Source organism: Jiella soli, assembly GCF_020615385.1.
In the GTDB taxonomy this organism is placed as follows: domain Bacteria; phylum Pseudomonadota; class Alphaproteobacteria; order Rhizobiales; family Rhizobiaceae; genus VKMB-3413.
This window is the reverse complement of the sequence record NZ_JAJAVB010000007.1, coordinates 77,044-99,238: the sequence shown is the minus strand read 5'-3', so window position 1 is coordinate 99,238 and position 22,195 is coordinate 77,044. Positions and strand designations below refer to the sequence as shown.

General features: G+C 65.2%; 19 protein-coding genes and 1 tRNA gene. 13 read left to right on the top strand and 7 right to left on the bottom strand.

Annotated features, from left to right (window positions below; genetic code table 11):
- The first annotated feature begins 72 nt into the window (after positions 1 to 72).
- On the top strand, positions 73 to 1,065 hold the full coding sequence (locus LH400_RS05120; protein WP_370638333.1) for a type II secretion system F family protein: 993 nt from the start codon (positions 73 to 75) through the stop codon (positions 1,063 to 1,065).
- An 809-nt stretch (positions 1,066 to 1,874) separates the two neighbouring features.
- Here LH400_RS05120 and LH400_RS05115 read toward each other — a convergent pair.
- On the bottom strand, positions 1,875 to 2,660 hold the full coding sequence (locus LH400_RS05115) for a tetratricopeptide repeat protein (RefSeq protein WP_229151594.1): 786 nt from the start codon (positions 2,658 to 2,660) through the stop codon (positions 1,875 to 1,877).
- Between the two features lie 167 nt (positions 2,661 to 2,827).
- Between LH400_RS05115 and LH400_RS05110 the strand changes: the two genes are divergently transcribed.
- From LH400_RS05110 to LH400_RS05100, 3 genes are all read left to right on the top strand, one after another.
- Positions 2,828 to 4,231 carry a leucyl aminopeptidase family protein gene (locus LH400_RS05110; RefSeq protein ID WP_229151593.1) on the top strand — a complete coding sequence of 468 codons (1,404 nt, stop codon included), beginning with the start codon at positions 2,828 to 2,830 and terminating at the stop codon, positions 4,229 to 4,231.
- 86 nt (positions 4,232 to 4,317) lie between these two features.
- Complete coding sequence (locus LH400_RS05105; protein WP_229151592.1) at positions 4,318 to 5,199, top strand: C40 family peptidase; 882 nt, start codon at positions 4,318 to 4,320, stop codon at positions 5,197 to 5,199.
- A gap of 163 nt (positions 5,200 to 5,362) precedes the next feature.
- Positions 5,363 to 5,439: transfer RNA gene (locus tag LH400_RS05100), tRNA-Arg, on the top strand.
- Here the strand turns inward: LH400_RS05100 and LH400_RS05095 are convergent.
- A complete protein-coding gene (locus tag LH400_RS05095) occupies positions 5,434 to 5,601 on the bottom strand; it encodes a hypothetical protein (protein WP_229151591.1) in 168 nt (55 codons plus the stop codon). The genes LH400_RS05100 and LH400_RS05095 overlap by 6 nt on opposite strands.
- 184 nt (positions 5,602 to 5,785) lie before the next feature.
- On the opposite strand from LH400_RS05095, the gene LH400_RS05090 reads away from it, so the two are divergent.
- Entirely contained in the window at positions 5,786 to 7,213 is a 1,428-nt protein-coding gene (locus LH400_RS05090) for a diguanylate cyclase domain-containing protein (protein ID WP_229151590.1), read from the top strand.
- Positions 7,214 to 7,252: 39 nt separating this feature from the next.
- Positions 7,253 to 7,591: a YciI family protein gene (locus LH400_RS05085; protein WP_229151589.1), complete on the top strand. Its 339-nt coding sequence runs from the start codon at positions 7,253 to 7,255 to the stop codon at positions 7,589 to 7,591.
- Positions 7,592 to 8,020: 429 nt separating this feature from the next.
- Here LH400_RS05085 and LH400_RS05080 read toward each other — a convergent pair whose 3' ends face one another.
- A complete protein-coding gene (locus LH400_RS05080) occupies positions 8,021 to 9,844 on the bottom strand; it encodes a methyl-accepting chemotaxis protein (RefSeq protein ID WP_229151588.1) in 1,824 nt (607 codons plus the stop codon).
- Between the two features lie 487 nt (positions 9,845 to 10,331).
- Between LH400_RS05080 and LH400_RS05075 the strand changes: the two genes are divergently transcribed.
- Entirely contained in the window at positions 10,332 to 11,321 is a 990-nt protein-coding gene (locus tag LH400_RS05075) for an AI-2E family transporter (protein ID WP_229151587.1), read from the top strand.
- Between the two features lie 201 nt (positions 11,322 to 11,522).
- Here the strand turns inward: LH400_RS05075 and LH400_RS05070 are convergent, their stop codons facing one another.
- The 4 genes from LH400_RS05070 to LH400_RS05055 all read right to left on the bottom strand — a co-directional run bounded on the left by LH400_RS05070 (position 11,523) and on the right by LH400_RS05055 (position 14,394).
- Positions 11,523 to 12,830 (bottom strand): arsenic transporter, encoded by a 1,308-nt coding sequence (locus tag LH400_RS05070; protein WP_229151586.1) that lies wholly within the window; start codon positions 12,828 to 12,830, stop codon positions 11,523 to 11,525.
- 265 nt (positions 12,831 to 13,095) lie between these two features.
- The gene (arsC, locus tag LH400_RS05065; protein WP_229151585.1) at positions 13,096 to 13,509 is read right to left on the bottom strand and encodes an arsenate reductase (glutaredoxin); all 414 of its coding nucleotides are present in this window, start codon (positions 13,507 to 13,509) and stop codon (positions 13,096 to 13,098) included.
- 10 nt (positions 13,510 to 13,519) lie between these two features.
- Positions 13,520 to 14,047 carry an arsenate reductase ArsC gene (locus LH400_RS05060; RefSeq protein ID WP_229151584.1) on the bottom strand — a complete coding sequence of 176 codons (528 nt, stop codon included), beginning with the start codon at positions 14,045 to 14,047 and terminating at the stop codon, positions 13,520 to 13,522.
- Positions 14,044 to 14,394, bottom strand: a complete 351-nt coding sequence (locus LH400_RS05055; RefSeq protein WP_229151583.1) for an ArsR/SmtB family transcription factor — start codon at positions 14,392 to 14,394, stop codon at positions 14,044 to 14,046. The genes LH400_RS05060 and LH400_RS05055 overlap by 4 nt, the downstream gene beginning before the upstream one ends.
- 556 nt (positions 14,395 to 14,950) lie before the next feature.
- Between LH400_RS05055 and LH400_RS05050 the strand changes: the two genes are divergently transcribed.
- The 6 genes from LH400_RS05050 to LH400_RS05025 all read left to right on the top strand — a co-directional run bounded on the left by LH400_RS05050 (position 14,951) and on the right by LH400_RS05025 (position 22,187).
- Complete coding sequence (locus LH400_RS05050; protein ID WP_229151582.1) at positions 14,951 to 16,582, top strand: ABC transporter ATP-binding protein; 1,632 nt, start codon at positions 14,951 to 14,953, stop codon at positions 16,580 to 16,582.
- Positions 16,583 to 16,851: 269 nt separating this feature from the next.
- Positions 16,852 to 17,355 (top strand): MarR family winged helix-turn-helix transcriptional regulator, encoded by a 504-nt coding sequence (locus LH400_RS05045; protein ID WP_229151581.1) that lies wholly within the window; start codon positions 16,852 to 16,854, stop codon positions 17,353 to 17,355.
- Positions 17,339 to 18,055 carry an SDR family NAD(P)-dependent oxidoreductase gene (locus LH400_RS05040; RefSeq protein WP_229151580.1) on the top strand — a complete coding sequence of 239 codons (717 nt, stop codon included), beginning with the start codon at positions 17,339 to 17,341 and terminating at the stop codon, positions 18,053 to 18,055. Before LH400_RS05045 ends, LH400_RS05040 begins: the two co-directional genes overlap by 17 nt.
- A gap of 1 nt (position 18,056) precedes the next feature.
- Positions 18,057 to 19,388, top strand: a complete 1,332-nt coding sequence (locus LH400_RS05035; RefSeq protein ID WP_229151579.1) for an NAD(P)/FAD-dependent oxidoreductase — start codon at positions 18,057 to 18,059, stop codon at positions 19,386 to 19,388.
- A gap of 41 nt (positions 19,389 to 19,429) precedes the next feature.
- Positions 19,430 to 21,100 (top strand): peptide ABC transporter substrate-binding protein, encoded by a 1,671-nt coding sequence (locus LH400_RS05030; RefSeq protein ID WP_229151578.1) that lies wholly within the window; start codon positions 19,430 to 19,432, stop codon positions 21,098 to 21,100.
- Positions 21,101 to 21,236: 136 nt separating this feature from the next.
- The gene (locus LH400_RS05025) at positions 21,237 to 22,187 is read left to right on the top strand and encodes an ABC transporter permease (protein WP_229151577.1); all 951 of its coding nucleotides are present in this window, start codon (positions 21,237 to 21,239) and stop codon (positions 22,185 to 22,187) included.
- The last annotated feature ends 8 nt before the right edge of the window (positions 22,188 to 22,195 follow it).

Here is a 22,195-nt window from a genome sequence, read left to right as displayed (position 1 = left end):
GAAACGGCCGCCCGGGCCGCGCGGGAACACCACGCGCGGATTCCGGGCGAACAGAAAAGGGCGATCGCCGCCATGGATTCGATGTTCGCCGTGATCGGCCTGTCGACGCAGATGGTCATCAGCCTGCTCGTCGCCGCGGCCGTATTCGCCACCTTTCTCTCGGTCGCCCTGCCCATCCTGTCCGGCAACGAGCTGAAGAACCGCATGAAGGCGGTGGCGCTCGAACGCGACCAGGTGCGGGCCCGCGAGCGCGCGCGGCTCGCCATCGAGAAGGAGCGCGGCCGCGGCATGGGGCTGCGCCAGCAGGACAACAAGGGCATCGCCAGCGTCGTCGTCGACCGGCTGAACCTGCGCAAGGCGCTGGTCGACGACAAGACGGTGTCGACCCTGCGCGGCGCCGGCTATCGCGGCCAGCGGCCGCTGACCCTGTTCCTCTTCGCGCGCGTCGCGCTGCCGCTCGTGCTGGTGTCGGTCGCCGCCTTCTATCTCTTCGGCCTCGGCGTCCTGCAGAACCGGCCGGGCGTCGTCCGGGTGATGGTCCTGCTTGGCGCGGTCTCGATCGGCTTCTACCTTCCGGTCCTCTACGTCAGCAACAAGGCGCAGAAGCGCCGGCAATCGATCACGCGGGCCTGGCCGGACGCGCTCGACCTGATGCTGATCTGCGTCGAATCCGGCTCCTCGATCGAATATGCGTTCCGCCGGGTCGCCGACGAGATCGGCATCCAGTCGATTCCGCTCGCCGAGGAGCTGATCCTCGTCTGCGCCGAGCTCTCCTACCTGCCGGACCGCAAGGCGGCCTACGACAATCTGGCCATCCGCACCGGCCTCGACGGGGTCAAGGCGGTCTGTACCGCGCTCGTCCAGGCGGAGCGCTACGGCACGCCGCTCGGCAACGCGCTGCGAGTGATGGCGCAGGAAAACCGCGACCTGCGGATGAACATGGCCGAGAAGAAGGCCGCCGCCCTGCCGCCGAAGCTTACCGTGCCGCTGATCGTGTTCTTCCTGCCGGTGCTGTTCGTGGTGATCATCGGCCCGGCGATCATCCGGGTCATGGGCTATCACTGAGCCTGCCGCCGCGCGGGAAGGGTGCGGCGATCGCCGCGCGGTTCCAGAAGCGGCTTGCGCGGAGCGGCAGCGGAGCCGTCCTCGAAGACGGATCAATCCTGCCGCCGGGTCGAGCTCGCTTGCCTCTACCAGCGTTCGCAGGCGCCAACGCGCCGGCCCGGGAAACACATCGGGATTTGAGGGCGCCAGGCTGGAGGCATGATGAAAATCCCGCTTTGGCAGCGAGCGTTTTCATCAATGCCGGAAAGGGATCGGCGAGATCGTCGCGCATGAAGGGAAAGGGCGCGCTGCGGCCGGGGGCCGGCGGCCGGCACAAGCGCCTCGCCTGATCACGGTCCTGATGCCGACGGAAAGGATGGTGCTCTGGCGCCTGTTTCCAACAATGGGCGATGCGGGACCGCCGGTTGGTCAGCGTCGTTTCTGGGAGCCGCGTTGCGAGGATGCCGTCCCCTGGCTGCCCGCCGTGCCGGATAAGACGACGGCGTGTGCGCGTGTTCCGTCCCGGCCGCGACGTCGCGGGCCGTTCCGACTGCTCGGTCCTGCGCGATGCTCACGCTTGGCCGGCAGGGCGCCGTACTCGGATGGCTGAGGGCGCGGCGCGGCGTCGATCCCGAGAGGCATCCGGGGTCGACATCGCGCGTTCGAAGCGGCGGCATGATCTCGCCGCCTCGGTCCCGGCGGGCGAACCCCGTTCGTGACGCGGGTGTCGGCGGCGGATCGAAGGGCCGGGGGCTTTGCCGCCCGCCCATCACACGGATGGCCGGATCGGCCGAACCGGGAGCGAACCCGTGACCGCGGCGCGGCCGGGATCAGCCGCCCTTCTTGTCCTTGTCCTTCAGCATGGACCAGGTGTTCTGCTGCGAGAGCATCTGCTTCAGATAGGTGACATTGGCTTCGGCCTCCTGCGGCGACAGGGCCGCCGAGGCGATCGTCTGGGCCTCGTCGAAGCGGCCCTGGAGGCCGACGACGAGGGCGAGGTTCTGGCGCACGCGGATGTCGGCCCCGGGCCGCGCCGCGGCGGCCCTGAGGTAGCTCTCGGCCGATTTCAAATCGTTTGCGAGAAGGTAGGACATGCCGAGATTGGACAGGATCGTCGGCTCGTTGGGCTCAATGTCGAGCGCCTTGCGGTAGAGGGTGCGCGCCTCGTCGGGCTTGCCCAACTGATCGAGGATCGCGCCTTCGGCCGACAGAAGCCGCCAATCCGGCGAATCCGGCGTCTGGGCCCGGCGGATGGTCTCGAGCGCCTTGGGCAGATCGCCCGCGGCGGCGAGCGCCTTGCCATAGGCCGACAGGACGTCGCGATCGGTCGGGTTGGTGATCGCCACCTGCCGCATGACGGCGAGCGACTGGTCGTTGCGGCCGGCCATCTGCAGGGCCGCGGCATAGCTCATGCCGATCCGCTTGTCCTTGGGCGAACGCTCATAGGCGGCGTCGTAGGAGCGCAGCGCGGTCTGGAGTTCGCCGGCGCTCATCTGCGACAGCGGGCGCTGGCTCTGCGAGCGGTTGATCGAGCCGGTCGTCTCGTTCGATACCGAGGCGCAACCCGCCGACAGAAGAAGCCCGGCGGCGGCCGCCGCGAGAAGGCCCTGTCGCATCCTGCGAATCGGTCTAGTTTCGCGCCCGAGCATGGACTGGCATCCCCATTTCCGTCCGACATGGATGCCAAGGCCTGTTCGGCCGGCCCCGGCACGCTGAGAATGACAGTATTTTGTTAACCCTAATGGTCGGTTAACGAGGACCGATCGAAACCCGAGGATCCCCGATGATCGTCAGCCTGACAAACGCCCCCGACGCGTCCGCCCGTCCGGTCCACACCGCCTTCGACGGCGCGCTCGGTGCGCTGCCCCCGGCCGCGCAGAGCTGGGCGAAGGCGATGCGCTTTTCCGGCGAGGCGGGGGCGGTCCTGGTCGTCCCGGGCGAGGGGGGCGAGCCGGCGGCGGCGGTTCTCGGTCTCGGCCGGCCAGGGCATGAGGACGGGGACGGCGAGGCGGAGCGCCGGTCGCTTGCCGCGGGCGCGCTCGCCGAGAAGCTGCCGGCCGGCGCCTGGCGGCTCGAGACGGACGATCTCTCGCCGACGCTGGCGCTCCTCTCGGCCCGGCTCGGCGGCTACCGCTTCACCCGCTATCGCAAGGGAGCGGCGGCGCGGGAGAACGACAGCGCTGTCTCGCTTTCCGCCGCGGGCGCCGACGTCGCGGAGGCCGAGCGGCTGGCCGCCGGCGTGTTCCTGGCGCGCGACCTGATCAACACGCCGACCAACGACATGGGCCCGGCGGACCTCGAGGCGGCGGCGCGGGCGCTGGCCGGAGAGTTCGGCGCGGAATTCTCCGTCGTCACCGGCGATGCGCTGCTCGAAGAGAACTTCCCGATGATCCACGCGGTGGGGCGCGCCAGCGCCTCGGCGCCGCGGCTTCTCGACATGCGCTGGGGGCCCGAAGACGCGCCGAAGGTGACGCTGGTCGGCAAGGGCGTCTGCTTCGACACCGGCGGGCTCGACATCAAGCCCTCGTCCGGCATGCTGTTGATGAAGAAGGACATGGGCGGCGCTGCCAATGTGCTCGGCCTCGCCCGCCTCGTCATGGCGGCGGGGCTGAGGCTCCGGCTGCGCGTCCTGATCCCGGCCGTCGAGAATTCGATCTCCGGCGCCGCCTTCCGCCCCGGCGACGTCCTGACCAGCCGCAAGGGCAAGACCGTCGAGATCGGCAACACCGACGCCGAGGGCCGGCTGGTGCTGGCCGACGCGCTGGCGCTCGCCGACGAGGAGGCGCCGCAGATGATCGTCGACATGGCGACGCTGACGGGCGCCGCCCGCGTCGCGCTCGGGCCGGACCTGCCGCCCTTCTACACAGGGGACGGCAGCTTTGCCGGCGAACTTTCCGCCGCGAGCCTTGCCGTCGCCGACCCGGTCTGGCGGCTGCCGCTCTGGCAGCCCTATCAGGCGAACCTTTCCTCCAAGATCGCCGACATCAACAATGTCACGTCGGACGGCTTCGCCGGCTCGATCACCGCAGCGCTGTTCCTCCAGGGCTTCGTCGAGAAGGCGAAGATCTGGGTGCATTTCGACATCTATGGCTGGCGCCCGAAGCCCTCGCCGATCGGCCCGGTGGGCGGCGAGGCGCAGGCCATCCGCGCGCTCTACTCCGTCCTGAAGGCGCGCTATCCCGGCTGACGCGCCGGCGCCGGCCGGCGCGGATTTGTGTGGCGGCGAGGACATGCCCGCCAAGAGGAATGCGACAAGACGATGAGCGGCATCAGATGACGGACGACAGGCTCGACCCCCGGATCAACGCGTTTCGCGACGACCTTGCCGATATCAGGCTGGAAGGCCGGGTGAGCGCCGCGCGCCATGTCGAAGGCGCGCCGTACCGGGTGACGCGCCCGGCGGCGCCGCTCCGCCGCCGGCCGGCGGACGACGCCCCGCTCGACACCGAGCTCCTCTTCGGCGAGACGGTCCGGCTGTTCGAGACGCGCGAGGACGGCTGGTCCTGGGTCCAGGCGGATCTCGACACCTATGTCGGCTATGTGCCGTCTGCCGCGCTGCAGCCGGTCGGTGAGGTCCCGCCGACGCACCGCGTCCCCGTTCCGCGAACGCTGGTCTTCCCGGCGCCCGACATCAAGCGGCCGCCGCTCTTCGACCTGCCGATGGGCGCGCTGGTCACGGTGACCGGTTCGGCCGAGGACCACAACGCCCGCTATTCGCAGATCGCCCCCGCCGGCTACATCGTCGAGCAGCATCTGGAGCCGGTCACGGCCAAGGCAGAGGACTTCGTGGCGGTGGCCGAGCGCTTTCTCGGCGTGCCTTATCTGTGGGGCGGGCGCACGGCGAACGGGATCGACTGCACCGGTCTCACCCAGCTCGCCCTCATGATGGCCGGAATTGCGACCCCGCGCGACAGCGACATGCAGGAGCGCGCGCTCGGCACGCGCCTTGCCGGGATCGAGGCGCTCAGGCGCGGCGACCTCGTCTTCTGGAAGGGCCATGTCGGCATCATGCTGGACGGCCGAAATCTCCTCCACGCCAACGCCTTCCACATGATGACGGCGATCGAGCCGCTGGAGACGGCGATCGCCCGGATTTCGGCAAAGGGGCTCGATGTCACCGGCGTGCGCCGGCTCGGCGCTGGCACGGCCGGCTGAGGGGTGGCGCGGGCGACTGAGGGCTGGCTGATAGCGGCCGGGGTCCCGGGATCGGGACCTTCCGGCCCGCGGGCCGGGGCCCGAAGCGGCCGGAAGCCGACGATTTTCGCCCCGATTGCGGCTTGGCCTCAGAGGGGCTTTTCGACTATGGTGCGCCCCGCGTGGTCCCGTAGCTCAGCAGGATAGAGCATCAGATTCCTAATCTGAGGGTCACTGGTTCGAATCCAGTCGGGATCACCAATCCGGAATAGCAGTGGGCACTCCTGTGCCGCCGGCCGGGAACTTCGAGATGAGGTCCTGTAGAACGTCGGTCCTGCCTTTGATCATGATCCGTTCGTCCTCGACGATGATGCGATCCACGACGATCTGACGTATGCCTTGCGGTAGGTACTCGCGGGTCACGCCTGGGGCCCGCTCTGCGGAGAGTGCGGGCCAGTCGTCACTACTTTGCGGTTATAGTGAATGTAACTTGCATTTTTCTGACCATCGGGAATCTGAATAAATAATGCTGTATCCGGGCACGCGCCGCTAACCCTTTGGCATCCAATTCCCTGTACATCTTGATCGATGCTCAAGGTGAGGCGGGATGGATATCCGGGTCACGCGGCTGACAGCCGCATTTTTTCTGCCGGTCCTCGGCCTTCTGATGCTGATCGGAGCCTTTGTCGCCTTCACGGCCCATTGGTCAGCGGGGGAGACCGATGCCGAGTCCATACAGCGGGAGACCACTCTGGTCCGGAGGCTGCTCGATCAGCGCATTGCCGACGTAACCAGGAACCAGCAGACCTCCACCACATGGGACGATGCCGTCAATGTGGTGATCGACGCACAAGATCCGGATTGGCTCGACGCAAACCTCGGCATCTGGATGCACGTCTATTTCGGCATCGACCGGGTCTTCATCCTGGATGGTGAGGACCATTCGATTTACGCCATGATCGGCGGCAGCCGGTCACGGCCAGATTCCTATTTCTCGCATGCAGGCTTGCTGGAGCCGATCGCGACGCAGCTTCGGCAACTAAGGACGGCTGCAGCTTCTCTCGATGAAGCGCCGACATTCGTCAGGCGGTACGTCCTCCTCGAAAATCGGCCGGCCGTTGTGAGTGCCGCGGCGATCCTCTCGGACACAGGAAATATCTCGCAGGTGGCAGGGGAGGAGCCGGTTCATCTGGCCGTCGAGTTCCTGGATGGTCCCTTCCTGGCAAAGCTGGCAGCAGACTTCCTGATCCAAAAGCCGCGGTTCTCCTGGACGGGCCGGATTGGCGACCATGAGGCGGCGTTCCCTCTGGCTGCGAATGGCGCCGATCTCGGCTATCTCGTCTGGACGGTTCAGCAGCCTGGCACGAAAGTCTTCGACCGGATGATGCCGATCCTGGTCGCGGCCGGGATGGTGATCCTGCTGCTTGCCGGGCTTCTCCTATTCCGGCTCTACCGCACCACAAGCAAGCTCATCAGCTCGCAAAGGCAGATCGAGTACATGGCGCACCACGACCCGCTGACCGGGCTTGCCAACCGCTTCGCCTTCGAGACCCGCCTGGGAGATCGCATTCGGGAATTCGAGCAGACGAGGCGGAGCTTCGCGGTGCTCTATCTCGACCTCGACCGGTTCAAGGACGTCAACGACACCCTCGGTCATCAGGCGGGTGACGAGCTTATCCGACAGGTGGCCGGGAGGCTGGCTTCGCTGGTTCGGCAGGAAGATATGGTCGCGCGCCTGGGCGGCGATGAGTTTGCAGTCCTGCGGGACTCCGTCGCGGATCGCGCCGAGATCGAGATCCTCTCACGTCGTATCGTCGACGCCATCCAGAATCCCTTCGAAATGGCCAAACAGCAGGTGATTATCGGCATCTCGATCGGTGTCGCCATCGCCTTCCGGGACACGCTGACGCAGATGGACCTTGTCCGCCGGGCAGACGTGGCGCTTTACCGGGTCAAGAATTCCGGCCGCGGCGGCTATGCGATCTTTGAAGAACGTATGGAGCGACCGACGTCGCGTAAGCTGGTGCGTGCATAGGAGAACCCGCCGCTTGGCGTCATCCTTGAGGAAAACCTGATGCCGAAATTTGTGACGATCGGATACGGTGACGAAGCAGGCTATGACCAAACGAGCCTGAAGGTCCGGGACGCCGCTCATGCTCATGACGCCGGGCTCGTCCGGGATGGCGCCCTGATGGGCATCGCTGGACAGCCTGTACAAGTCCGAAATCATGATGACCGCGGTGTCACGATCGAGCCCGGCGCCTATTCGTCGTCCGCCTTGCCAGTTGCGGGATTCGCGCTCATCGACGCTGCCGATCTCGCCGAAGCTGTTGAGCAAGTTTCGAAAAGCCCATGCGCCGTTGCTCGCGGCGTCGTCGAAGTGTGGCCTCTCGAAGAGGGTTTTGATGTCTGAACTTCCTGCATGGCCGCAGGCTACCACTCGGATCTTTCCATAGGCATTTCCCATGCCGGAGACCTGCAGGCTGCGCGGGAGGGATTGGTCAGCCGGGAGTGCACGGAGATCGCCATGCAGAGCTTGATGACCAGGCGCTCCATGCTGAACGGCTTCTCTGGGAATGTTGGAAGACAGCCCCGCTGGGAGCTATCGTGGTCGGAAAGGCGTCTGGACGCGGCCGCGATGCCGATTTCTGGCGGAATGGCATGAGCGTGCTGCGCCAGTCGAGGCCGTCCGCTGATCCGGACATGTTGATGTCGATCGCCATGACAGCGTGCAAAGCCACAGCTTTCGGCGATGGGAATGCCTTAGGCCAGAAGAGGGACGCTTCTTGAGAAAGTTGGGAGCGGTCTAGCCGCTCCCCTCCTTTGAGAGGAGCGAGAGAAATCAAAACTCCTCCCAGCTGTCCTGTTTCACTGCAGCGTTGCCATTGGTGGCGAAGGCCTTGCGTAGACCACTCTGGAGCATGCGCGCCGGTGCAGTTGCAGGCCTAGGGCGCCCGCCGGTCGCCGGTTTCGGCGTGATGGCCGGAAGAGACGTTGGCCTCTGGACCGAACCGGCTTCGCCGGAGAGGTCGAACTTGCCGAGAAGGGCGTTCAGTTCCTCCGTCTGCCGCGCGAGGCTATGGCAAGCCGCCGTCGATTCCTCGACCATGGTGGCGTTTTGCTGCGTGCCTTCATCGATCGAACTGACCGCCTTGTTGATCTCAGCGAGACCGACCGCCTGGCTGCGCGCCGACTCGACGATCGCCCTGACGTTCTCGTCGATCGCCTGAACCTCCGCGACGATTGCCTGAAGCGCCTTGCCTGTCTCGCCAACCAGCGCGACGCCTTCCGTCACTTGGGAGGTCGACTTCTGGATCAATCCCTTGATCTCCTTGGCCGCCTCGGCCGAGCGCTGGGCAAGCCCGCGCACTTCCTGGGCGACGACGGCGAAGCCCTTGCCGGCCTCGCCGGCGCGGGCCGCCTCGACGCCGGCATTCAGGGCGAGGAGGTTGGTCTGGAAGGCGATCTCGTCGATCACTCCGATGATCTGGTTGATCTGGTTCGACGAGGTTTCGATCTCCCCCATGGCGGCGACAGCTCGCCCGACGACGATGCCCGACTTCTCCGCGCCGGCCTTGGTGCGAGCGACGAGCGAGCCGGCGTCTTCGGCGCGAGCCGCGGAGGCGCGGACCGTATCGGTCAGTTCGCCGAGCGCGGCAGACGTCTCTTCGACCGAAGCGGCCTGTTGCTCGGTGCGGCGGGCGAGATCGTCGGAGGCAATCCGAATCTCGTCGGTCGCCATCTTGATGGTCTCCGCGGTCTCGCCGACATGGCCGAGGGTCTCATGGAGAACGCCCAGGGAGGCGTTGAAGTCGAGGCGTAGCTTGTCGAGGCTGGGTATGAACGGCTCGGCGATGCGCTGTGCGAGGTCCCCTTCGGCGAGCCTGCCGAGGCCCTTGGCCAGCGCGTTGACCGCATCGACGCGGCCGGTGACGTCACTGGCGAACTTCACCACCTTCATGACCTTGCCGTCGGCATCGAAGATCGGGTTGTAGGAGGCCTGGATATAGACGGCCCTGCTGCCCTTGCCGATCCGCTTGAACTCGTCGCTGACGAACTCGCCGCGGCCGAGCTTGGCCCAGAATTCGCGATAGTCGGCGCTCTGGGCATAGTCGGCTTCGACGAACATCGCGTGCTTGCGGCCCTTGATCTCGTCGAGCGAGTAGCCGAGCGCGCTGCAGAAATTCTCGTTGGCGGTGAGGATCGTGCCGTCGAGCGAGAACTCGATCACCGCCTGGGCCCGGGAGATCGCGTCGAGCTTGCCGGCATTTTCCGCCGCGGTCGTCTTGGCGGCGGTGATGTCGGTGGCGACCTTGACCACCTTGACGACCTTGCCGCCCTTGATGACCGGATTGTAAGACGCCTCGATCCAGATCTCGCGGCCGCCCTTGGCGATGCGCTTGTACTGGCGGGCGTCGAACTCGCCGCGGCCGAGCTTGGCCCAGAACTCGCGATAGTCGGCGCTCTTTACAAAGGCGGGCTCGACGAACATCGAGTGATGGCGGCCGGCCATCTCTGGAACGCTGTAGCCGATTGCCCGGCAGAAATTCTCGTTTGCCGTCAGGATCGTCCCGTCCGGCTTGAACTCGATGATTCCGAGCGAGCGAGACAGCGCCGCGAGCACCGCGTTGGCAGTCGAGCCGGATCCAATCTGCATCAGTGCCATTTCAAAGTCCTCAATTGTGGTTCGATGACGCAGCGGCCAAGGAGGTTCGCGGCACAGCTGATGATGTTGACCATTGGATGACGCGAGAATGAGGAGCAGCAATTGCAGCGATCGGCATGCCACTTGTTCATTCTGGACGATCTACCCAACACACCAATATCTGTCTTAGAGGTAATAATAAAATACCTAACAATTCCCTATTCTTTAAGCAGTCGAATGTTCACACAAAGCAACTACAAGAGGGAATGGTGCAATCCAAGGTGTTATAGGCCAATTGTAGAACGTAAGGGAAGCTTGTATTCACGTTTGAGGCCAGAGGGGCGATACGACGACGTGGGCAAGTCATTCTCTCGAGTGGTACCAAGATCCCGCCGGTTTCGGTCCATGGCCCGCGACGCCAGCCGCGGCTCCTGCCGTTCTATCGCTCGGGCGGATACCGCGAGCCACTGCACTATCCTTGTCCAGAACTCTCTCCGCCAAGGTCCAAATGTCCCGCCGCATCGTCTCCGTCCTGGTCCTGACCTCAGTCGCCATCCTCGTTCTCTGGCTTGCTCCCGACGTGCTGTTGGCCGTCTTCGCGGGCGTCTTGCTGGCCGTCTTTCTGAGGGGCGGAGGGGACTGGACAGCGAAGCACGTCGGAGCGGGGAGAAATATCGGGCTAACGGTCTTTTCAGTCGTGCTCCTCACCGCGATCGTCGCCTTCCTGGCTATTGCGGGAGCCGCTCTCGCAGATCAGGTCCAGAAGCTGATCGACAGTTTCCCCGAGGCACTCCAGGGGGCCCGCGGCTATGTGGACGAGCACGGCTGGCTCCGACGTCTGCTGGATCTGGTTGATGCCGGCAAGTTGCTCCCATCCGGGAGCGGTGCCACCACCGCCTTTTCCGCCACGTTCGGCGCGCTCGGAAATGCGGTCGTCATCGTGTTCGTCGGGCTCTATGGCGCCATCAGCCCCGGCATCTACGTCAGGGGCGCCACGCGCCTCCTTGCCCCCACTTTGCGGCCCAAGGCTGCCAAGATTCTAAGCGAGGCGGGTGTTGCCCTGCGAGGCTGGCTGAAGGCCCAATTCGTGTCGATGACCGTGGTCGGCGTGCTCACCGGACTTGGCCTGTGGGCGCTCGACGTTCCATTGGCTCTGGTTCTTGCCGTCATCGCGGCGATCCTCACCTTCGTCCCAAACATCGGACCCGTCTTGGCGGCGGTTCCTGCGGTCCTGCTCGGACTGTCGGAAGGTGTGTCTACCGCGCTGTGGATCGTCGCGCTCTATGTCGCCATCCAGACCGTCGAGAGCTACGTCATTACGCCTCGGGTCCAGGAGGAGGCGGTCTCGCTCCCGCCAGCGCTGACGATTTCGGTCCAGCTGCTTTTCGGCGTTCTCTTCGGAGTCCTGGGCCTGGCGCTCGCCACTCCGATCGCCGCTGTCCTTCTGCGGGTCGGAGAGAAGTTCTACGTGCGGAGTTATCTCGACCAAGAATCGTGACGGGCGTCTTTCGATCGGGGCTTTATCGGTCTTCTGGAATCGGCGGCGAGCATCAGCAACGGCCCCTGCATTGCCGTCTCGTCGGCGCTGCCTGTGTCGACGGTGACAGGCTCGGCGCAAATGTGCGGCATGACGCGTGCCCTCACGTTCGAAACCCCGCCTCTCGGCGGAAGGAGGTATTCCGGCCATGGCGCGGCGTCCTCATTGGGACGACACGAAAGGAAGCCAGACCCATAGCGCGACGAGGGCTGCGAGGAGGACCGGAGGTGTCAGAACAAGGCCGACCTTCATGTACTGCCCCCAAGTGATCCGCTGCCCCTTGCCGACGAGGACATGAAGCCAAAGAAGGGTCGCGAGGGACCCGATGGGTGTAAATTTCGGCCCGAGGTCGTTCCCGACGACATTGGCATAGATCATGAGTTCGCGCGTCATAGGCGCCACGTCCGCCTGGTCGATTGCGAGGGCCCCGACGAGGGTTGCAGGCATGTTGTTCATGATCGAAGCCAGGGCTGCCACGACAAAGCCCGTGCCGATGGTGGCGACGAACGTACCCTGAAGGGCAAGCCACCGCAGGATGTCTGCGGCAATGTCCGTGAGCCCGGCATTCCCGAGACCATAGACGACGAGATACATGCCTACCGAGAACAGGACGATCTGCCAGGGCGCGCCGCGAAGAACCCCGTAAATGTCCACTACCGCGCGTCCACCCCAAAGCCAGCGGCCAGCGACGGCCAGAAGGGCGAGGGCTGCAGCGCCAGTGACGAAGGCGATCGGAACGCCCAGCGGCCCCGTCACGAAGTAGGCGACAAGGAGAAGCCCCAGGAGGGGGAACGCCGTCCGGAAGACGGCGTGGTCGCGGATCGCGTGGCGCGGTTCATCCAATTCGTCGACGCGATAGGTAACCGGGATATCCCGGCGGAACCAAATCCATAGGACGAGAAGCGTTGCCATAAGCGAGACGAGGTTCACGGGAACCATGACTGCGGCATAGCGATCGAAGGAGATATTGAAGAAGTTCGCCGTGACGATGTTCACGAGGTTCGACACCACGAATGGAAGGCTGGTCGTGTCCGCGACGAAGCCGCAGGCAACCGTGAATGCCAATGCGCCGGCGGCAGGGAACCGAAGCCGCAGAAGAATGGCAAGGACGATCGGGGTGAGGAGCAGCGCCGCGCCGTCATTGGCGAAGAAGGCCGCGATTGCAGCGCCGAGGACAACGACGAGAGGGAACAGACGCCGCCCGTTCCCCCCGCCCCAGCGGGCGACGTGGAGAGCCGCCCAGGCGAAAAACCCAGCCTCGTCGAGGACGAGGGAGATGATGATCAAGGCAACGAAGGTGAAGGTCGCGTCCCAGACGATCTCCCAGACTGTCCCCACATCGCTCCAACCTACGACCCCGGTCGCAAGCGCAACGGCAGCGCCAGCCAGTGCGGACCACCCGATGCCGAGGCCCCGAGGCTGCCAGATTACGAAAACGAGTGTGGCGATGAAGATCGCGAGAGCGAGCATGGATACGTCCGCGGTTGCAGGAAGCAGGATGCCGGAGGGACCTGTGAGGGTGCGCCGGTTCGCGCGCTCGGACAGCTTCTGAGCACTTTCGATGCGCGTTCGGAGTAGCGGTTCGTCAAAGAGGCAGATCGACCGCTCACGAGACAGGTGAACTTCACCAATTCCTCGCAGACGCTGACAACGCGTTGGAGCAACCGGCGCGTCTACGTCAGTCCAGCGAGATTGGACGGGTCGACGCTCGGCAGGTTGAGGGAGGCAGGAGGAGTCATGTCGCTATGCCGGGCGCTGTGACGGTCTCGCCGTCCTCTTTCGTGAAGGAAGCGACAGGGCTCCGGAGGAGCGCCAGCACTTTCTCCGATGGGCGGCAGAGCGCAACACCCTTTTCCGTCACGACGACCGGCCGGTTGATCAGGATCGGGTGCGCCATCATCGCGTCGAGAAGGGCATCGTCCGAGAGGGATTCGTCGCCGAGGCCGAGCTCGGCGTAGGGCGTGCCCTTCTCTCTCAAGAGGTCTCGCGGTCGTACGCCCATAAGGCCTATCAGTTCCACCAGCCGCTCCCGGCTCGGCGGGGTCTTCAGGTACTCGATGACCTCAGGCTCTTCGCCCGACCGGCGGATCATCTCCAGCGTGTTGCGCGACGTTCCACAGGCGGGGTTGTGGTATATCGTGACGGTCATGGCGAATGCCTCAGGCGCGGTCGGGCGTGCGGAAGGAGGCGCCCTCGAGATGGCCGATTTCCTTCACCTTGGCGGCCAGACGGATCCGCTCCAGGCTTTCGACGGGCAAGGCGATGAAGGCAGAAATGCGGTTCTTCATGTAGCGGAATGCCTGCGTGAAGGCGGCCCGCTTCCAGATGTCGTCACGGACCTCGTGACTTGGATCCTCAATGCCCCAATGGGCTGAGATCGGTTGACCCGGCCAGATGGGGCAGGCCTCACCCGCAGCCTGGTCGCAGACCGTGAAGACGAAGTCCATGACGGGGGCGTCGGGCGCGGCGAACTCGTCCCAGGACTTCGACCGCATCCCGTCCGTCGGGTAGCCGAACTCGGCCAGCACCTCCAGCGCCATCGGGTTCACCTCGCCTTTCGGCCGGCTTCCGGCGGAGAAGGCGTTGAAGCGCCCGGCACCATCCTTGCGCAGGATGCTTTCGGCAAGGATCGAACGGGCGGAGTTGCCCGTGCAGAGAAACAGGACGCTGAAGGGCTGAATACTCATAGGCAGGTCTTCGGGGCGCAGGTGGAGGTGAAGGTGTCATGCAGGTTCCCGCAGATCTCGGGATTGCCGGAACAGCAGTCTTCGGTGAGGAAGGCGAGGAGCTGGCGCATGTCGTCGTAGCTCGCCGCATAGAGGATGCGCCGCCCGTCACGCCAGGAGTGCAGCAGCTTCGCACGTTCCAAGGTCGCAAGGTGGAAGCTCATCCGCGTTGGCGCGATGGCAAGCGCCTCGGCGATCTCACCGGACGGCATGCCGTTCGGCCCGGCACGGACGAGCATCCGGAAGGCCGCAAGGCGATCGGCGTGAGCGAGGGCGGAAAGGGCGGCAACGGCCGAGTCGTCGTTCATTCCTGCAACATTGCATACATGTTTGTAATGTTCAAGTGTTTGGCGCGCATGTCCGCTCTGGGCTGACAGCTTCAGCCGTGTCGAAAGTCCACGAGGGTGCAGGTTTTCGGATGCCGGCGAGCGCGATGATCGCCGCTTGGCGATGGGCCGGCGCCCGACAACCTTCCACCCGCATCGGCCCCGGACGGCGTATGATGTGCGAAGACTGGCTTCGTGAGCCGCCTTGTCGCGGAGGGCCGAGTTGACTGTCACGCCCCAGCCCGGCGCGCCGCCGACTTCGACACGGCCATCGGCTACCGTGAAGGCGTGTTGCAGGAACAGCCCCTTGGCTCAGCCCTGGCTGTAGGGCCTCTCGATGAAAACTCGAGACAAGGGCCGGCATTGGGAATGGCGAAGGACATGCATTGCCGTCAGCGTGGGCCCTTACGCCTCTCGCTGTCGAGATCGAATTCGGGCGGAGGGCCCTGCCGGCGGCGTCGTGGCCGGATGGCATGGACATTGCTCGTCCAACTTGCGAGCCTGAATGTGGTCCGAAGCGAATTCTGAGGAATGCGACATGCCCGACACGCTTGATGGCCCCGAATCCTTGCTGCAGGTCGCCGGCCTGACCGTGTCGCTGCCTTCGGGCATGGATCGCGGCTTTGCCGTGAAGGACGTCTCCTTCGATCTCGCTGCTGGCGAGATCTTGTGCATCGTGGGTGAATCCGGTTCGGGCAAATCGGTCACCGCCAACGCGATCATGGGTCTCCTGCCGGACGCGCTGACGGTCGAGAGCGGCTCGATCCGGCTGCGCGGGCAAGATCTGCTCACGGCCTCGCCATCGGAACTGCGCGGCTTGCGGGGCCGGATCGTCTCGATCGTCTTCCAGGACCCGCTGTCTGCGCTCAATCCGCTGATGACGATCGGTGATCAGGTCGCGGAGGTGATCGATGCCCACCGCCAGCACGTGAAATTGGACCGCAGGGCACGCGTCATCGAGCTTCTGGAGAAGGTCGGCCTGCCCACCCCCGAGGTGATAAGCAAGCAGTACCCGTTCCGGCTTTCGGGCGGGCAGCGCCAGCGCGTGATGATCGCGATGGCGCTCGCGCTCGAACCGGCGGTGCTGATCGCCGACGAGCCCACGACGGCTCTGGATGTGACGACGCAGGCTCAGATCCTCGACCTCATCCGGGACATCCAGCGCAGGGAAGGCATGGGCGTGATGTTCATCACCCACGACTTCGGCGTCGTCGCCGAGATCGCCGACCGGGTGATCGTCATGGAGAAGGGGCTGCTGGTCGAAGAGGGGCGGGCCGCAAGCGTTCTCGGCCATCCGGCTCATCCTTACACCCAGCGTCTGATCGCGGCGGTCCCGCGCATGAACGAGGTGGAGGTGGCGGTTGCGGATCAGGCGCCCGTCGTTCTCGATGCGCAGGGGCTGAAGAAGACATTCCACCTCCCAGGCTCGCTGTTCAAGGCGCCACGTATCGTCAGGGCGGTCGACGATGTCAGCCTCCTCGTGCGCAAGGGCCAGACCGTCGGCATCGTCGGCGAGTCAGGATCGGGCAAGTCGACGCTCGGCCGTCTCCTGATGAAGATCCTCGCCACGGATGGCGGGTCGATCTCCTTCAACGGCCGGGACGTCGCAGGCTTGTCGGAGGCGGAGTTCCGACATCATCGCCCGCTGATCCAGATGATCTTCCAGGATCCGTTCGCCTCGCTGAATCCGCGACACACCGTCGGCCGGATCCTGACCTGCGGCCCGAAGGCTCATGGCGTCTCCTCGGCAGAGGCCAAGACGCGGGCACTTCGCCTCCTGTCGAGGGTCGGACTGGATCCCTCGGCCTTCGACCGCTACCCGCACGAATTCTCCGGCGGCCAGCGTCAGCGCGTCGGAATCGCGCGGGCGCTGATGTTCGATCCCGAACTCATCATCGCGGACGAGGCGGTCTCGGCTCTGGACGTCTCGGTCCAGGCCCAGATCCTCGATCTCCTCGGCGAGATCCGGGACGAGATGAAATTGGCGATGATCTTCATCACGCATGACCTGCGGATCGCCAGCCGCATCTGCGACGAGATCATCGTGATGCAGAACGGCCGCGTCGTGGAAGCAGGGCCGCCGGCGCAGGTCTTTCAGGCCCCCCGCCACGACTATACGCGCAAGCTCGTGGCCGCGATCCCGGGTCGCCGCTGGGAACTGGCGGCCTGACAGTTTCCGCACACGACACGGCCCCGCCGTGGCGTGTGTGCTTTTCTTACCCACCCCACCGATCCGGCGGCTGCCAGCTGCTGGATGCACCCTCTTTTGCGCGAAGATGCCTAACTTCTTTGCAGCCTTCGTGAGAGAGGAATTCTTCGGCAAAAGTAGTTGACATCGTCCATCACTTTTCCGAAAGTCCTTCGTGAAGAGGGGGTGCAGCGTGAGGAACGGTGCAGACTCCCGCCAGGCGAGACGCCACCTCTTTTGGGGAGCCGGCGATGACGGTTGATCGCAGCCAGTCCAGATCCACGGTGACGCGCGTCGAAGACGTGGACCTCGGCATTCTCGACGAGACGCTGAGTTTCTTCATCCGCAGCCTCAACCTCGCGGTGACCCGGGACCTCGATGCTCGGCTCGAGGGGCTGGATGTCGCCCGCGGCACCGGAAAGGTGACGGCGCTGTTTCTGATCGGGCGCCATCCGGGGATCCGGCCGTCCCTCGTCGCGGCGGCGGCGATGAAGGATCGCTCGGCCATGGCGCGCGTGTTCGACGACATGGAGCGCCACGGCCTGATCCGCCGCGAGGCGGATGAAAGCGACGGCCGGGTTCAGGCGCTGTTCCTGACCGACAAGGGCGAAAAGCTGTCGGACGATGTCCGGGAGATCGTGCGGCAGTCGCGGGATTTCTTCCACGACATCTCGGACGAGGAATATGCGCAGGTGATCGACCTCCTGCGCGGCATCTACTGGCGCATCGTCAAGAGCAATGAGGGGCGGGGGTAGCGACGTGGAGACAAGGCCGGTGGCACTGATCTCGGGCGCCAATCGCGGCATCGGCGAGGCCGTGTCGCGCCGCCTGTCGCAGGACGGATGGGCGCTTTCGCTCGGCATGCGCCGGCCGGAGATGCCGGACTTCGCAGATCCGGAGCGCACTCATCTCTTCGCCTATGACGCGACGACGTCCGCGGAGGACGCGTGGGTGGCGGAAGCGATGGCGCGCTTCGGTCGGATCGACGCGGTCGTCGCCAATGCCGGGGTGATGATCCCGAAGACGGTCATCGAGGCGGAAGACGAGGACCTCGACCGGATGTTCGCGGTGAACGTCAAGGCGCCGCGCCGGCTGGTCAAGGCGGCGTTCGAGCCGCTGGCGGCCGGCGGGCGAGGGCGCGTGATCATCATCGCATCCCTGTCGGGAAAGCGCGTGAAGTCGGCGAAATCCGGCCTCTATGCCATGACCAAGTTCGCTGCCGTCGCGCTGGCGCATGGCATCCGCCAGTCGGGCTATGACAGGGGCATCCGCGCCACCGCGATCTGCCCCGGCTTCGTCGACACGCAGATGGCCCGATCCATCACCGATCGCGAGCCCGAGGCCATGACCGACCCCGCCGAACTCGCCGATGCCATCGCCATGCTGATCGGCCTGTCGAATACGGCGAGCGTCGCCGAATTCGCCGTGAACTGCCAGCTTGAGGAGCAGTACTGACATGCCCGGCCCGTTCGTCACGCCCGTCCATGGCGATCTCGATCTTCCCGAAGCCGTCGATGTCGTCGTCATCGGCGGCGGGATCGTCGGCGTCTCGACGGCGCTGGAGCTTGCCGAACGTGGGGTAAGCGTGGCGCTCTGCGAAAAGGGTGGCATCGCCCAGGAGCAGTCGAGCCGGAACTGGGGCTGGGTGCGGATCTCGCGCCGCGATCCACGTGAAGTGCCGCTGATGGCGGAGGCCCTGCGCATCTGGCGCGACCTCGACCGGCGCATCGGCCGCCCGACCGGCTACGCCCGTTCCGGCATCGTCTTCACCTGTCCGACCGACAAGGACGTCGAGAACTACACCAATTGGCAGCGGCATCTGGAGCCCTGGCAGATCGCGTCCCGGATGCTCGATCCGGGCGAGTTCAAGGCGATGTTCCCGGAAGCGAACCTGGAGGTGAAGGGCGCGCTCTACACGCCCGCCGACGGCCGTGCCGAGCCGCAGAGGGCTGCGCCTGCCATAGCGGAGGCGGCCCGCGACAGAGGCGCGTCGATCCTGACCGAATGCGCCGTGCGCGGCATCGAGACGACGGGCGGCCGGATCTCCGGTGTCGTCACCGAGCGCGGATCGATCGCCTGTTCCTCGGTGGTTCTGGCCGGCGGCGCCTGGTCGAACCTGTTCTGCGGCCTCTACGGCCTCGACCTGCCGCAGCTGACGGTGCTCGCCTCGGTGCTGCGGACCAAGCCGCTCGAAGGCGGACCCGAACAGGCCATCTGGGCGAAGGACTTCGCGTGCCGCAAGCGCCAGGACGGTGGCTACACGATCGCCTGCGGCCACGAGAACGTCGTCGACATCGTTCCGAACTCCTTCCGCTACGCGCGCCGTTTCCTGCCAGCCCTTCGCGAGGACTGGAACTCGCTGAATTTCCGGCTCTCCTGGCGCTTCCTGGAGGAGGCCCGCACGCCGCGAAAGTGGAAGCTCGACGCGGCGAGCCCCTTCGAATACTGCCGCGTTCTCGACCCCAAGCCGGACCGGCGAATGACCGAGCGTGCTCTCGGCGAGATGACGCGCGCCTTCCCGGCCTTCAAGAATGCGGAGATCGCACAGCATTGGGGCGGTCGCATCGATGTGACGCCGGACGCGATCCCGGTGATCTCCGCGATCGACGAGATTCCGGGCTTTCACGTCGCGACCGGGTTTTCCGGCCACGGCTTCGGCATCGGTCCCGGCGCCGGGCGGCTGATGGCCGATATCGTGATGAACCGCACGCCGGTCGTCGACCCCGCCGAGTTCCGCTTCTCCCGCTTCACCGACGGATCGAGGGTGGCCCCGATCAGCGGCTTTTAGAACCAAGTGCAGACCATCGACCAAACAGAAGGATATCAGACATGGCAGACCATCTCTTCCCTTCTTTGATCCGCCCGTCGCGGCGCCGGGTGCTGACGCTGATGGGTGCGTCGGCCGCGGGTCTCGTCATGCCCGCCCTGGTCGGCAAGGGGGCTTCGGCCCTGGCCGCACCGCCCGAAAAGCCGACCGGCCAGGTCATCGTCGGCTTCTCGCAGGAGCCGACCGTCTCCAATCCGCACATGCCGCACATCGAGGTCGACGAGGGCATCCACTTCTCCATTTTCGATCCGCTCTTCATCGTCGACGAGAAGGGCGAGTTCCAGCCGTCGCTCGCGCGGGAGGTCCCGAGCGTCGACAATGGCGGCATCTCCGAGGACGGCCTGCACTGGAAGATCCATCTGCGCGACGGCGTCAAATGGCACGATGGCAAGCCTTTCACCGCCGAGGACGTGAAGTTCACGCTGGAACTCCTGGTCGACCCGGACTTCAAGAGCTGGCGCCGCGCGGGACATGAACTCGTCGAAAACCTGACCGTCGTCTCCCCGACGGAGCTGACCTTCGATCTGAAGAGCCCTTACGCGCCCTATCCCTCGATCCTGGCCACGACCTTCATCGTGCCCAAGCACGCCTTCGAGGGCACCGACCCGAACAACGCCCCCTTCAACAACGCCCCGGTCGGCACCGGCCCGTTCAAATGGGTCGAGCGGATGGCCGGCGACCACATCACTCTCGATGCGAACAAGGACTATTTCGGCGAGGGACCGTATCTCGAACGCCTGATCTACAAGTACATCCCCGATCTCACCGTCCTCTACACCCAGTTCAAGACCGGCGACATCGACGTGATCGGGCTGCAGTGGATCACCCCGGACCACTACGACGAGGCCAAGGACCTGCCTGGCAAGACGGTTGCCGTCGTTCCCGCGTCGACGGTGGAGTCCCTCTCCTTCAACATGGAGCGGCCGCAGTTCAAGGAGCTGGCGGTTCGCCAGGCCCTCTACTACGGGCTCGACAAGAAGACGATCATCGACGCGCTGTATTACGGCCTGCCGTCGCCGACCGAAACCTTCATGCCGCAGCAGTCCTACTACTACAACAAGGACCTTCCGCAGCACGAATACGATCCGGAGAAGGCGAAGAGCCTGCTCGACGAGGCAGGCTGGAAGCCGGGCAGCGACGGCATCCGCGAGAAGGATGGCGTGAAGCTCGCCTTCACCAACTCCACCACCGCAGGAAACCATATCCGCGAGCAGGCACAGCAGTTCATCCAGCAGTCCTTCAAGGAGATCGGCGTCGAAATGACGATCTCGAACCTGCCGCCGGCGGTAATGTGGGGCGAATACTGGATGATGTCGAAATTCGACTCCGTCGTCGTCGGCATCAACTTCCTGACCGGGTCCGATCCGGATGTGTCGGACTATCTGGGGCCGGATTCGATACCCGCCCAGGGCGGCGCCGGGCAGAACACCTGGCAGTACAAGAACGAGGAGGTCGGCCAACTCCTGAAGAAGGGCGGCACGACCTTCAAGCCGGACGAGCGCAAGGCGGCCTATTCCGAACTGCAGGAAGTCGTCCGCGACGACCTGCCGTTCCTGCCGCTGTTCCAGTACGCGACGGTGCGCGGCCACAAGACGGGGCTCGAGGGCGTCGTCCCCAACACGAACGTCCGCATCGACAGCTGGGACGTCGCCACCTGGTATTGGGACAAGTGAACCGGCGTCCGCGCCCGCGCGGCCGAACGGACCGCGGTCGTCACGGCGGCTAACGCACGCAGCGAAGGAGGATCGCCGGCGAAACGCGGCCGGCGACCTCGCCAGTTCGAGATCCTGAACGGAAGGGAAGGGGCGAATGCTGCGCTTTCTGCTCGGACGGCTCTGGCAGAGCATCGTCCTACTTCTCATCGTGTCGGTGATCGGTTTCGCCGTGCTCAACCTCGCCCCCGGCGGCCCGCTCTCGCAATTCGCGCTGACGCCCGGCATGACGCAGGCGCAGCTGGCGCGGATCGCGCATCAGATGGGCCTCGATCGCCCGCTCCCGGTCCAGTACTGGGAGTGGTTCACCCGCCTCCTCGCAGGCGATTGGGGCCGGTCCTACCGGGACAACCAACCCGTCCTGGCCGTGATCTGGAGTCATCTTCTCGCCACGCTGCTGCTGATGGGTACCTCGACGCTCATCTCCATCCTGCTCGGAACCTGGATCGGCGTTTTGGGGGCCCTGCGGCGCTACTCGTTCTTCGACTACGCCGCCACCGTCGGAGCGATGATTGCGCTCTCGATCCCGACCTTCTGGTTCGGCCTCATCGCGATCTACCTGTTCTCGCTCAAGCTCGGCTGGCTGCCCGCCGGCAACATGTACACGATCGGCGACGGGTCCTTCCTCGACTATGCCGTGCATCTGATCATGCCGAGCCTGGTGCTGGCCCTCGTCAATGTCGCGGTCTGGAGCCGCTACATGCGGACGGCGGTCCTCGACGTGATGAACCAGGACTTCATCCGCACGGCGAAGGCGAAGGGGCTGAAGGGGTCGGCCATCCTGTCGCGTCATATCCTGCGCAATTCGCTCGTGCCGATGATCACGCTGCTCGGGCTGCAGCTGCCGACGATCCTCGGCGGCGCTCTCGTCACCGAGACGGTCTTCACCTGGCCGGGCATGGGCCGACTGTTCCTCGATAGCCTCGGATACAGCGACTACCCGGTCGTGATGGGGCTCTTGATGCTGTCGGCGATCCTCGTCCTGATCGGCAATCTCCTCGCCGACCTGGCGGTTGCCTTCATCGATCCGCGCATCCGGCTTGGCTGAGGAGGCAG